The sequence below is a fragment of the Variovorax sp. VNK109 genome (genome assembly GCF_049445855.1).
Classification (GTDB): domain Bacteria; phylum Pseudomonadota; class Gammaproteobacteria; order Burkholderiales; family Burkholderiaceae_C; genus JAGOCV01.
Genome location: NZ_JBMSDV010000001.1, coordinates 766005 through 779092 on the forward strand (window position 1 = coordinate 766005; position 13088 = coordinate 779092).

General features: G+C 66.5%; 11 protein-coding genes. 9 read left to right on the forward strand and 2 right to left on the reverse strand.

Going from position 1 to position 13088, the window contains the following annotated elements:
• The first annotated feature begins 106 nt into the window (after window positions 1-106).
• Window positions 107-2833, forward strand: coding sequence for a DUF1631 family protein (locus tag ACO2Q9_RS03720; protein WP_423308432.1), 2727 nt, complete (start codon window positions 107-109; stop codon window positions 2831-2833).
• 42 nt (window positions 2834-2875) lie between these two features.
• Here the strand turns inward: ACO2Q9_RS03720 and ACO2Q9_RS03725 are convergent, their stop codons facing one another.
• Window positions 2876-3904 (reverse strand): response regulator, encoded by a 1029-nt coding sequence (locus tag ACO2Q9_RS03725; RefSeq protein ID WP_423308434.1) that lies wholly within the window; start codon window positions 3902-3904, stop codon window positions 2876-2878.
• Window positions 3905-3909: 5 nt separating this feature from the next.
• Window positions 3910-7491, reverse strand: coding sequence for an ATP-binding protein (locus tag ACO2Q9_RS03730; RefSeq protein ID WP_423308437.1), 3582 nt, complete (start codon window positions 7489-7491; stop codon window positions 3910-3912).
• 102 nt (window positions 7492-7593) lie between these two features.
• Here ACO2Q9_RS03730 and ACO2Q9_RS03735 point away from each other — a divergent pair, with 102 nt between their 5' ends.
• Genes ACO2Q9_RS03735 through nikR form a run of 8 tightly spaced genes read left to right on the forward strand, consistent with a single transcriptional unit; the run spans window position 7594 to window position 13081 of the window.
• Window positions 7594-7896, forward strand: a complete 303-nt coding sequence (locus ACO2Q9_RS03735; protein WP_423308439.1) for an urease subunit gamma — start codon at window positions 7594-7596, stop codon at window positions 7894-7896.
• Between the two features lie 35 nt (window positions 7897-7931).
• Window positions 7932-8546: a HupE/UreJ family protein gene (locus ACO2Q9_RS03740; RefSeq protein WP_423308441.1), complete on the forward strand. Its 615-nt coding sequence runs from the start codon at window positions 7932-7934 to the stop codon at window positions 8544-8546.
• A gap of 1 nt (window position 8547) precedes the next feature.
• Window positions 8548-8874: an urease subunit beta gene (locus ACO2Q9_RS03745; RefSeq protein WP_423308443.1), complete on the forward strand. Its 327-nt coding sequence runs from the start codon at window positions 8548-8550 to the stop codon at window positions 8872-8874.
• Entirely contained in the window at window positions 8874-10592 is a 1719-nt protein-coding gene (gene ureC, locus ACO2Q9_RS03750) for an urease subunit alpha (protein WP_423308445.1), read from the forward strand. Before ACO2Q9_RS03745 ends, ureC begins: the two co-directional genes overlap by 1 nt.
• A gap of 8 nt (window positions 10593-10600) precedes the next feature.
• The gene (gene ureE, locus ACO2Q9_RS03755) at window positions 10601-11203 is read left to right on the forward strand and encodes an urease accessory protein UreE (RefSeq protein WP_423308447.1); all 603 of its coding nucleotides are present in this window, start codon (window positions 10601-10603) and stop codon (window positions 11201-11203) included.
• Between the two features lie 17 nt (window positions 11204-11220).
• The gene (locus ACO2Q9_RS03760; protein WP_423308449.1) at window positions 11221-11889 is read left to right on the forward strand and encodes an urease accessory protein UreF; all 669 of its coding nucleotides are present in this window, start codon (window positions 11221-11223) and stop codon (window positions 11887-11889) included.
• An 18-nt stretch (window positions 11890-11907) separates the two neighbouring features.
• Complete coding sequence (gene ureG, locus ACO2Q9_RS03765; protein ID WP_423308451.1) at window positions 11908-12558, forward strand: urease accessory protein UreG; 651 nt, start codon at window positions 11908-11910, stop codon at window positions 12556-12558.
• Between the two features lie 16 nt (window positions 12559-12574).
• Window positions 12575-13081 (forward strand): nickel-responsive transcriptional regulator NikR, encoded by a 507-nt coding sequence (nikR, locus tag ACO2Q9_RS03770; RefSeq protein ID WP_423308453.1) that lies wholly within the window; start codon window positions 12575-12577, stop codon window positions 13079-13081.
• The last annotated feature ends 7 nt before the right edge of the window (window positions 13082-13088 follow it).

The following is a 13088-nucleotide window of genomic DNA, read 5'->3' on the forward strand; positions in this document are numbered from 1 at the left end:
GCATTGCGCAACCCGTTCAGGTTGGCGATGAGGCATGATGTCGGCCTGCCCTGAGGGGGCAGCTGTCCGGCATTCGCAGACCCGGGCGGCGCACTAATCAAAACACATGGCCACGCAGTCGTCGACTATCCGAAATTGCCTCCAGTTCGCGGCTGATGGTGCGCAGCAGTTCTTCATCCGCTGCGTGGACAACACGGTCAGCGCCCTGCAGGACGCAGAAGGCAAGGCCTTGTCCAGCGCCAAGCGCAACGAGCTCACGCTCGCCTGGCGCATGCTGCTGAACTACAAGGACCCGATGGCGCGGCGCTTCCCCGAGATGCTCCGGGGCGCGCTGGACGGCGAGACCGCCAACGCCTCGCGCGCCGCCGACAATCCGATGGACGACCGGCTGGCCAATGCCTTCAAGCCGTCCCAGCTGGGCGACGACGACGAGGACTCGGGCTTCCTGGAAGACAGTTTCTCCCTGGTGGACGACACGCAGCTTTCGCAGGCCATTGAAACGTCCCGTCTTCTGCAGCGCGTCTCGGCCCAGGTCGAGGGCATCCTGCCCCAGCTCGACGGCCTGATGAGTTCCGCGCTGGGCCTTCCCAACATCGCCCCCGGTCTGAACCCGGTGCGCCCCGACGTCTACGTGCGCACCCTGCAGACGCTGATGAACGAGTCGGGTGCCGACGGCCCGGTGGTCGTTGCCTGGTTCGCCCATGTCTCGGCCCCGTTTGCCAGCGAACTCAAGGCGCTGTACGAAAAGCTGATCCAGCAGCTCAAGGCCGCGGGCATCCAGCCGGTCAAATACAAGGTCGGCATGGCACCGGACGCTGCAGCGGCCGGCGGTTCCGGCCCCCAGGGCGGCGAAGGCGGCGGCACGGCCACCGGTGGCGGGACCGGTGGTCCTGGCGGTGGTGGCGGCGGCGGGGGTGGTCCCGGCGGTGGCCCGGGTGGGCCTGGCGGATTCGATGGTTTCGGCGAGAACATGGGCGGCGAAGGCGTCATGGTCGTGGATCTGTCGGACCAGCAGGTCAGTCAGGACCTGTTCCGCCAGTTCTTCAGTGGCACCGGCGGATTCGGCCCGGGCGGCGGTGGTGCCGGCGGCGGTTCCGGCCCGCGTCCACGGCGCGGTCTGGCCCCTTCCTTCTATGCCGCAGTGGACCAGGAACTGGCCGCGCTGCAGGACGAGCAGGACACCGAAGTCCTGCCCGATTCGCCCGAAGACTACGTGGACATCCCGGTCGTCGACCGTCCGGCGCGCTATGTGGACGCGTCGATGGCGCTCAATTCGCCCATGTGGGGCGACTACGCGCGTGCCAAGGAACGCGCGCTGGTCCGCACGCAGCTCAAGAAAGACGCCACCGACGTCGACCAGGTGATGGGCCTCGAACTGGTCCGCCAACTGGTGAACCAGGTCGCCCAGGACGTGCGCCTGCTCGGCTCCATGCGCGAAGCCATCGTGGCGCTCGAGCCGGCGCTCGCGCGCCTGGCGATGATCGACCCGCGCTTCATCTCCGAGTCGGCGCATCCCGGCCGCAAGCTGATCGAACGCGTCGCGCAGCGCAGCTTCCGCTACAACGATGAACTGGCACAGGACTTCAACCAGTTCTTCGAACCTGTCGGCGAGGCATTCAACAAGCTCAACCAGATCGAGGAAGTCGAGAACGACGTCCCGTTCAGCGAAGCGCTGGTCGAGCTCGAGAAACTCTGGGACGAAGAGGACCGGGCCGAGCTCGATGCACGCAACGCCGTCGTCGACGCCATGCGTTTCGCCGAGGAACGGCAGGCCATGGCCAACCAGCTGGCCTACGAGATCAGCCAGCGTACCGACCTAGACCTCGTGCCCGCGTCGATCCTGGACTTCCTCTACAACCGCTGGACGCTGGTGATGGCGCATGCGCGCCTCAAGGACACCAAGGCGCAGATCGACCCGGGCGGCTACGGCTCGCTGATCTCCGACCTGCTGTGGAGCACCAAGCACGACCTCACCCTCAACCAGCCCGCCAAGCTGATCCAGCTGATCCCGCCGATGGTCCGCAAGATCGTCGAGGGCCTGGACATGCTGGGCGCCGATGCCGCCGAGAAGCAGGCCTTCTTCGACACGCTCGAGCGCCTGCACAAGCCGGTGCTGGAGCTGTGCCGCACGCGCAACCGGGCGGAGTGGGCGCGCGACGGCTTCCAGGACACCCGCCCTGCCGCGCCCGAGGCACCCGCCACTGCCGAAGAGCGCGTGGCCAAGCCCAAGAACATGCCCTGGCTGGGCAAGCAGTTCCTCGACGCCGTCGGCTTCGAGGAGCCGCTGGCCACCAACAGCGAATTCTCCAGCAGTGAGTTCTCCAGCAGCATGCTGCCGGACAGCAACTTCGATTCCAGCAGTTTCGATTCGAGCAGCATGCCGCTCGAGCCACCGCCCACGGAACCGCCGGGCGCCACGACCGACGGTGCGGATGGCGCAAGCGCGCCGGCCACGCCGGCAGAGCAGCAGGTCCAGCTCACGCCTTCGCAGGTCATCAAGGGCCTCAAGCTCGGCGGCTGGGTGGACCTGTACTCCAAGGAAAACTGGCTGCGCGCACAGCTCATCTGGGCCAGCACGCGCCGCACGCTCTTCATGTTCGAAAGCCACGGCGGCAGCCCGCACTCGATGACGCGCCGCAGTTGCGAGCGCCTCATCCGCACGCGCATGCTGCGCCCGGTGGACATGCACGAGGTGGTGAACCGCGCGCTCGAAGCCATCGCCAAGGAAAACTCGGTCGATGTACCGCCGGACAGCGCCTATTCCGAATCGCAGTACTCCGGCACCGATTCACAATTCGCCGCACAGGCGGAAGATCTCAAGCTCGCGAACTAGCGCCCAAACCGGAGGGGCGTCACCCTTCGAACTGCGGATGCGTCATCCCTCGAACTGCGGATGCAGTTGCCGGATGCGGTTCATCGCCATGGCGGCTGCGGCCGTGCGCGTTTCCACGCCGAGCTTGGCGAACACACGCTCCAGATGTTTCTTCACCGTGGCGGGGCTGGAACCGAGGATGTCACCGATGTCGCGGTTGATCTTGCCCTTCAACACCCAGTAAAGCACCTCGGCCTCGCGCGCGGTGAGCTTGAACGACAGGCTCATCGACTCGATGATCGCCGCGTCACTGACCTCGCGCATGATGATCAGCCAGTCGCCGCCCCCGCCCGTTTCACCCGCCGGGTCGTCGCCCGTCTGCTGGTGCAGGCTGAAGGACAGGCGGCTCGGCCCCTGCTCGATGGACAGCCTCGGCGGCTCCACATTGGCGCGGGCGTCGGCAAGATGCCGGCGCAGCCAGTCGATCACCGGCTTGGGCGTGGTCGGCGCCGACGTGCCGTAGTAGCGCATCAGCAGGTCGCGCGCGAGCGGCGTCTGCCAGACGAGGCGGCCATCGCTCTCACGCACCGTGATGCTCGCGTAGCCGAATGCGTCCAGCGCGTTGCGCGCCTGTCCTGCCTGCTGCACCGCCTGCCGTGCACGCCGCGCGCCACCCAGATGCACGCCCATGCGCGCCAGCACTTCCTTGGGCTTGATCGGCTTGGTGACGTAGTCCACACCGCCCGCGTCGAGCGCGGCAACCAGATGCTCGGTCTCGGTCAGACCGGTCATGAAGATGATGGGAATGTGCGCAGTCCCCGCCGAGGCCTTGAGCTGCCGCGCGACCTCGAAGCCATCCATGCCGGGCATCATCGCGTCCAGCAGCACGATGTCGGGCAGCGCCTGCGCGGCACGCTGCAGCGCTGCTTCGCCCGAGGTGGCGACCAGCACGGTGTAACCCGATTCGTCGAGCGCATCGTGCAGGACCGAGAGGTTGTCGGGCACGTCGTCCACGATCAGCACGACGTCGCTGTTGCCGCGGTCGAGCGCGGCGGCAGCGACGGCAACAACGGGACGCGAGTCGGGTGTCATGGTGATCACGTGTCGGTGGCGGATTCGCTGGAAGCCATGCCCAGCTGGCCCAACTGACGGCTGATGGCCTCGAACTGGAACTGCCTTGCCATTTCGCGCCATTGCGCCACCAGCGGCGCGCATTCGGGCTGCCCGGCTTCCAGCACGTCCAGCTGGTTCAGGATGCCGCGATAGTAGCCGAGCGTCACCACCTCCTGCAGCGCCGCCAGACGCGCAGGTGACGGGACGGCAAGCGGCAAGCCCGGCTGCAACGGCTGCCTGGGCACGGCAGGCTCCGCCTGCAGCCCGGCAGCGGCATCCCGCGCATCTTCACCCGCCGTCCACACGATGGCGAGATGCCGCTCGATCCAGTCGAGCAGTTCGCTGTGGCGCACGGGTTTGGGGATGAAGTCCTCGTTGCGGATGCCCACATCGTTTTCCAGGCCCTTGTCGAACGCATTCGCCGACACGATGGCGATGTGGATGCCATCGAGACCGAGCTTGCGCACGCGGCGGATGGTCTCCCAGCCGTCGATGCCCGGCATCGCCAGATCCATGAAGATCGCATCGGGCCGGTAGCCTGCGGCGAGCAGGTCGAGGCAGTCGTGGCCGCTCGCGGCGGTGCGCAACTCGAAACCCAGCGGCTCCAGCAGGTTGACCAGCAATTCGCGGTCCGGCTCCTCGTTGTCCACCACGAGCAGCTTGCGCCGCTCGCCCACGTAACCGCGCCGGTGCTGCACCGCAGGCGACTTGCCGGGCGGCGGCATGACCTGCCGCATCTCCGGCAGGAACAGCTTCACGCGGAAGACGGAGCCCACGCCCGGCGTGCTCGACACTTTCAGTTCGCCGCCCATCAGGTCGGTCAGCATTTTGGCAATCGTCAGGCCGAGGCCCGCACCGGGCGCTGCCTGCGAGGAACTGGTGCCACGCGCGAAGGGTTCGAAGATGGCTTCGAGTTCCTGCACCGACAGTCCGGGGCCGGTGTCCTCGATTTCAAGCCATGCCATCTCGCGCGCGTAGCGCACGCGGAAGGTCACCCTGCCTTCACTCGTGAACTTCACCGCGTTGCCCAGCAGGTTGATCAGGATCTGGCGCACGCGCTTCTCGTCCGCGCGCACGACTTCCGGCACCGCGCCTTCGCTGACGAAGTCGAACGCGAGACCCTTGCTCACGGCCTGCGGCTCGAACATGCTGGCCATCTCGTGCACACAATCGGCAAAGTGCATCGGCTTGACGTTGAGCGTGAGCTTGCCGGCCTCGATGCGCGCGATGTCCAGCGTGCCTTCGATCAGCGAGAGCAGGTGCTCGCCGCCGCGCCGGATGATGTTCACCGCATGCTTGCGGTGCGGGGGCACCGACGCGTCCTCACCCATGAGCTGCGCATAACCCAGGATGCTGTTGAGCGGCGTGCGCAGCTCGTGGCTGATCGCACTGATGTAGCGGCTCTTGGCGTGGTTGGCATGCTCGGCCGCGCTGCGGGCCTGGTCTGCAATGCGCTTGGCCTGCTGCAGCGCTTCGTCGGTCTGGCGGTGCGAGTCGATTTCGCGCATCAGCAGGTGGGTCTGGCGGTTCGACTCTTCCTGCGCCACCTGCCGGCTCTTGTGCGCGAGCACCAGCCACCAGGCGACGATGCCGGCGATGAGCAGCAATGCAAGGTAGGCCTTGAGAAAGCCCGCGCGCAAGGCAGATTCGGACAGGACCGATGCCTCCACCGACTCCTGCACCGCGCGCAGTTCCTGGTGGTAGAGCAACCCGAATACCGCGCCGAGCAACGGCATGATGACCAGCATCAGCAGCAGGTAGTGCCCGAGGCCGGTATCGAGGTATGGCCAGATGCGGCGCGGCAGCAGCCAGCGCAGCGCGCCCGACCACTGGGCCGACAGACTCGCATGCGGCTTGCACAGGTCACCGCAGCGCGCGTCGAGCGTGCAGCACAACGAGCAGATGTGCCCCTGGTAAGCGGGGCAATGCGCCATGTCCGGGCCTTCGTAGTCGCGCTCGCAGATGACGCAGCGCTTCACCACGATCTGCAGTGGCGTGCCGGCGTCGATGTCTTCGCGCCGGTGCAGGATCACCGCCTGCGCCGCGGGCTCATCGCTGGTGCGCGCGATGTAGTAACGCCCCTTGGTGAGCCAGGCAATGACCGGCGCGGCAACAAAAGCCGTGCCCAGCGCGATCACCGCGGAAAACGCCTGCGCCAGCGGCCCGAACAATCCCAGATGCGCCGTGATCGACAGCGCCGATGCCAGCACCATCGCGCCCACGCCGACCGGGTTGATGTCGTACAGGTGCGCACGCTTGAACTCGATGCCCTTGGGAGAGAGGCCCAGCGGCTTGTTGATGACGAGGTCCGCGACGACCGCCATCATCCAGGCGATGGCGATGTTCGAGTACAGGCCGAGCACGTCGCCCAGCGCTTCGAACACATTCATCTCCATCAGCATGAACGCGATGAGCGTGTTGAATACCACCCACACCACACGTCCCGGATGGCTGTGCGTGAGGCGCGAGAAGAAATTGCTCCACGCGAGCGAGCCCGCATAGGCATTGGTCACGTTGATCTTGAGCTGCGACACCACCACAAACAGCGCGGTCGCCGCGACGGCCCAGCCGTAATGCGGGAACACATATTCGTAGGCGGCCAGGTACATCTGGTTCGGGTCCACCGCGCGGTCGATCGGCACCATGTGGCGGATGGCCAGGTACGCCAGCAGCGCGCCGCCGAGCATCTTGATCACGCCCAGCACCACCCAGCCCGGTCCGCCTGCCAGCACGCCCGCCCACCAGCGGCCGCGCGTGCCGGGCGTTTTGGCCGGCATGAAGCGGAGGTAATCCGCCTGCTCGCCCATCTGCGTGATGAGCGCGATGCCCACCGTCAGAGCCGCACCAAACAGGGGCAAACTGAATTCACTCGTGCCGCCCTTTTCTCCTTTGTAGTGCGAAATTCCGGAGAATGCACCGGGATCGAGCGCCAGCACGTACGCAAATGGGACGATCAGCATCAGCAGCCACAACGGCTGCGTCCACACCTGCAGCCGGCTGATGGCCGACACGCCGTGCGTGACCAGGGGGATGACGACGAGCGCGCAGATCAGGTAACCCCAGCTCGGCGGGATGTTGAGCGCGAGTTCCAGCGCGTAGGCCATGACGGCCGCCTCGAGCGCGAAGAAGATGAAGGTGAACGAGGCGTAGATCAGCGAGGTGATGGTCGAGCCGATGTAGCCGAAGCCCGCGCCACGCGTGAGCAGGTCCATGTCCACGCCATGGCGGGCGGCATAGATGCTGATGGGCAGGCCCGCCAGGAAGATGATCAGCCCGGTGGCGATGATGGCCCAGAACGCATTCATGAAGCCGTACTGCACCAGCAGCGTGGCGCCGACGGCTTCGAGGATGAGGAACGACGCGGCGCCGAAAGCCGTGTTCGCCACACGCCATTCCGACCATTTGCGGAAGCGCTGCGGCGTGTAGCGCAGCGCATAGTCCTCCATGGTCTCGCTCGCGACCCAGCTGTTGTAGTCGCGCCGCACCTTCACGACGCGTTGCGGCGCGTCGTTTTCCGGCGCCGCGTCGGCGGGGACGATGGGGAGGGGAGAGACGGCCTCGTTCACGGCCTGAAGCTGCAGATTTCATGCCATTGGAGGCCGTGCCATGGGCCATCCGGCGTACGGCTCCCGGTTGGACCGGCACAGGCCTTGCAACATAATGAAATCATGGAACTCACGCCTCGCGAAAAAGACAAGCTCCTGATCTTCACCGCCGCCCTGCTCGCCGAGCGGCGCAAGGCCCGCGGGCTCAAGCTCAACTACCCCGAAGCCGTGGCGCTGATCTCGGCCGCCGTCATGGAGGGCGCGCGAGACGGCAAGACCGTGGCGCAGCTCATGAGCGAGGGGCGTACCGTGCTCGGCCGCGCCGACGTGATGGACGGCATTCCGGAAATGATCCCGGACATCCAGGTCGAAGCCACCTTCCCCGACGGCACCAAGCTGGTCACCGTGCACCAGCCGATCGTCTGAAAACTCGGAAAAGAACACACCGGAGAACCGAAGAAATGAACGCAAGCAATGTCTCCCGCCGCATCGGCACCACGCTCGCGCTGCTGGCAGCCGCCGCACCGCTGGCCGTCATGGCCCACACGGGCACCGACGACGGCGGCCACCACGGCTTCCTGGCCGGCGCGCTGCACCCGCTGACGGGCGCTGACCACCTGGCAGCCATGGTGGGCGTGGGCCTTTGGAGCGCGCTGATCGCACGCCGCGCCTTTCCCGACCTGATCTGGGCGCCGCTGGGCTTTGCCGGCATGCTGCTCGTGGGTGCGCTGATGGGACTGGCTGGCGTCGCCATGCCGGCGGTGGAGCCGATGATCGCCGCCTCGCTGCTTGTGATCGGCCTTCTCGTGGTCACGCGGCTGCGCATGCCGGGGGTTGCAGCAGCCGCGCTGGTGGGTGTGTTCGCCATCTTCCACGGCGTGGCGCACGGCAACGAGCTCGCAGGCGAATCGGAGGCAGCGGCCACGCTGGCCGGCATGCTGGCCGCGACGGCACTGCTGCACGGTCTCGGCATCGGGCTGGGCTGGGCAGTGCGCCGCATGGGCGCTTGGGCGCCACGTGTCGCGGGCGCTGCCGTCGCGATCTTCGGCCTGACGCTGCTCGTACGGATGGCCTGACATGATTCCCGGCGAACTTTTCCCCGCAGACGGCGAGCACGCGCTCAACCCGAACCGCCGCACGCTCACGGTGGTGGTGCGCAACACGGCGGACCGGCCGATCCAGGTCGGCTCGCACTATCACTTCGCCGAAACCAACGGCGCACTCGAATTCGACCGCGCCGCCGCGCGCGGCATGCGCCTGAACATCGCATCCGGCACGGCCGTGCGTTTCGAGCCGGGCCAGCAGCGCACGGTCGAACTCGTGGACTACTCGGGGGCCCGCGTGGTCTACGGATTCCAGGGCAAGGTGCAAGGCCCGCTGGGTGCATCGAAGGGAGCTGCCTGATGGCAAGCATCGGACGCCGCGCCTACGCGGAAATCTTCGGCCCCACCGTGGGCGACCGGGTGCGCCTGGCTGATACCGAGCTGCTGATCGAAGTCGAGAAGGACTACACGCTCGCTGCCGGTGGCTATGGCGAGGAAGTGAAGTTCGGCGGCGGCAAGACCATCCGCGATGGCATGGCGCAGAGCCAGCGCACACGCGCCGACGGTGCGATGGACTGCGTGATGACCAACGCGTTGATCCTCGACCACTGGGGCATCGTGAAGGCCGACATCGGCATCAAGGGTGGGCGCATCGCCGCCATCGGCAAGGCCGGCAACCCCGACACGCAGCCGGGCGTGGACATCATCATCGGCCCGGGCACGGAGATCATCTCGTGCGAAGGCAACATCGTCACGGCTGGTGGCATCGATTCGCACATCCATTTCATCAGCCCGCAACAGATCGAGGAAGCGCTGTGTTCCGGCGTGACCACCATGCTCGGTGGCGGCACCGGTCCGGCGACGGGCACCTTCGCCACCACGTGCACACCCGGCCCGTGGAACATGGAGCGCATGCTGCAGGCCGCCGATGCATTCCCGATGAACCTCGGATTCCTGGGCAAGGGCAACGCCAGCCTGCCGGCCGCGCTGCATGAACAGATCAGCGCGGGCGCCATCGGCCTCAAGCTGCACGAAGACTGGGGGACGACGCCGGCGGCCATCAGCAACTGCCTGGACGTGGCGGAAGAGACGGACACGCAGGTCGCCATCCACTCCGACACGCTCAACGAATCGGGCTTCGTGGAGAACACCATCGAAGCGACCAAGGGCCGCAGCCTCTGCGCGTTCCACACCGAAGGCGCGGGCGGCGGCCACGCTCCGGACATCCTGAAGGTGGTGGGCGAGGCGAACTTCCTGCCGTCCTCCACCAACCCGACGATGCCCTACACCGTGAACACGCTCGACGAACACGTCGACATGCTCATGGTGTGCCATCACCTCGACGCGGCCATCGCCGAAGACCTGGCCTTCGCCGAAAGCCGCATCCGCAAGGAAACCATCGCGGCGGAGGACATCCTGCATGACCTCGGCGCGATCAGCATGTTCAGCTCCGACAGCCAGGCCATGGGCCGCGTCGGCGAAGTCGTGCTGCGCTGCTGGCAGACCGCACACAAGATGAAGCTGCAACGCGGCACACTGCCTGAAGACAGCAGCCGCAACGACAACTTCCGCGCCAAGCGCTACGTGGCCAAGTACACCATCAACCCCGCCATCTCGCACGGCATCAGCCATGAAGTGGGCAGCATCGAAGTCGGCAAGTGGGCCGACCTCGTGGTGTTCAAGCCGGCGTTCTTCGGCGTGAAACCGGCGCTCATCCTCAAGGGTGGCTTCATCGCCTTCGCTGCGATGGGCGACCCCAATGCATCGATCCCCACGCCGCAGCCGGTGCACTACCGCCCGATGTTCGGCGCGTTCGGCGGTGCGATCGCGAAGACCTCGCTGACCTTCGTGTCGCAGGCCGGCGTGGCCGCAGGTGTGAAGGAACGCTTCGGTCTCGCCAAGAACGTGGCTGCAGTGAAGAACATCCGCCAGGTGCGCAAGCAGCACCTGATCCACAACAGCTACCTGCCGAAGATGGAAATCGACGCGCAGACCTACGCCGTGCGCGCCGACGGGCAACTGCTCACCTGCGAGCCCGCCGTGTCGCTGCCGATGACGCAGCGGTATTTCCTGTTCTGAGAGTTCCCATGTTGCAGGTTTCCAAACTGATTGCCGGCGGCAAGGGCCTCGCGCCCGTGCTCGTCAAGCGCGCCTCCACGATCGAGCTCGATTGGGACGTTCGCCAGAAGAGCCGATTCGACGCGACCGACAGCCTGGGCCGGCATCTGGGCATCTTCCTGCCGCGCGGCACGCTGGTGCGCGGTGGCGACGTGCTGGTGGCGGAAGACGGCACGATGATCCGCGTGATCGCGGCGCCGCAAGCCGTGCTCGTCATCACGCATTGCACACAGCACGGCACGCCATTCGACCTGATCCGCGCCGCGTATCACCTGGGCAACCGCCACGTGCAGATCGAGCTCACGCCCACGCACCTGAAGATCGAGCCCGACCATGTGCTGGCCGACATGCTGCGTGCGATGCACCTGATCGTGAACAAAGCGAGCGAGGCGTTCGAACCCGAAGGCGGCGCGTACTCGTCGGGCGGGCATTCGCACGGCGGCGGGCATTCGCACGGCGGCGGGCATTCGCACGACCACGGGCACGACCACGGGCACGACCACGGGCACGACCATTCCCATGATCACGACCACGCGCATCATCACCATGGTCATGGCGGTCATTCGCACTGACATGCCGATGCATTGATATGGACGGCCCGAGTCTCCTGCAGTTGATCTGGCTGGCTTCGCCGGCCCTGCCGATCGGCGGCTTCTCGTATTCCGAAGGCGTCGAGCCAGCCGTGGAATGGGCCGGCGTCGATTCGGAGGCGGCTGCAGCACGCTGGATCGGCGAGCAGCTTCATCTGGGCCTGACGCGGGCCGACCTCGCGGTCGTGGCGCAAGCCATTCCGGCCTGGCGCGAGGGCGACCTCGCACGCATCCAGGCACTCAACCAGTGGGTCCTCGCCACGCGCGAAACCGCCGAACTGCGCCTGCAGACCGAGCAGATGGGCCGCTCCTTCGTGGAATGGCTGAAGCTGCATCACGACGACGCCGTCGAATCGTTCGCCGGCCTGCAACCCACCTACCCCGTGGCCTTCGCCTTTGCCGCCGCGCGCACGCAAGCCAGTGTGCATGACGCCGCGCTGGCTTTCGCCTTCGGCTGGGCCGAGAACATGGTGGCTGCCGCCGTGAAAGCCGTGCCGCTCGGGCAGAGCGCGGGACAGCGCATCCTCGCCCAGCTCGCCGCGTCGATCCCCGCTGCCGTGAACACCGCCACGCGGCTGGCTGACGACGAGCGCCAGGCCTTTTCGCCCATGCTCGCGATCCTGTCTTCGCGGCATGAAACACAATACTCGCGACTTTTCCGCAGCTGACTTTCCACAGGCACACACATGAGCTCCGCACTGCACCACATCGCCAACCGCACCAAGAAACTGCCGCCGCTTCGCGTGGGCATCGGCGGGCCGGTCGGCTCCGGCAAGACCACGCTGCTCGAAATGCTGTGCAAGGCGATGCGCGCGAAGTACGACCTCGTCGCCATCACCAACGACATCTACACCAAGGAAGACCAGCGCCTGCTCACCGTGAGCGGCGCGCTGCCGGCCGAGCGCATCATGGGCGTGGAGACGGGCGGTTGCCCGCACACCGCCATCCGCGAGGACGCATCGATCAACCTCGAAGCCATCGACCGCATGCTGGTGGACTTCCCGGATGCCGACGTGGTGTTCGTCGAATCCGGCGGCGACAACCTGGCGGCCACCTTCAGCCCCGAACTCTCCGATCTCACCATCTACGTGATCGACGTGGCGGCCGGCGAGAAGATCCCGCGCAAGGGCGGCCCCGGCATCACCAAAAGCGACCTGTTCGTCATCAACAAGACCGACCTTGCTCCGTACGTGGGTGCCGATCTCGGCGTCATGGAGTCGGACACGCAGCGCATGCGCCAGAAGAAGCCGTACGTCATGACCAATCTCAAGACCAACAGCGGCCTGGCCGACGTGGTGTCGTTCATCGAGCAGCGCGGCATGCTGCAGGCCGCCTGAACGCCGCGCCATCACCATGCAGCGCTTCACGATTTCTCTGGACGACACGCTGGCCGCGCAGTTCGACGAACTGATTGCGCAGCGTGGCTACGGCAACCGCTCGGAAGCCGTGCGCGACCTGATCCGCGAAAAGCTCGGCACGGCATCGCTCGACAGCAAGAAAGCCAAATGGTGCGTGGCGAGCGTGAGCTACGTGTACGACCACCACGAGCACACCGTCACCGGCCGGGTGCTCGGCCTTCAGCACGATCACCACGACCTGGTCATCACCAGCCTTCATACCCATCTGGACCACGACCATTGCCTCGAGACCGTGGTGCTGCGCGGCCCTTCCGCCGCGGTGACGGCCTGCGCACAGCAACTGATTGCCCTGCGCGGCGTGCGGCACGGCAACATCCACATCGTGCCGCTCGCGCACGAGCCACACGCGCACAGCCATCCTCACGGGCATTCCCACGGCGCATCGAAAAGCGCGATGGGGCCCATGGGCGACCGGCACACCCACTACAAACCCATCGCCTGACGGGCTT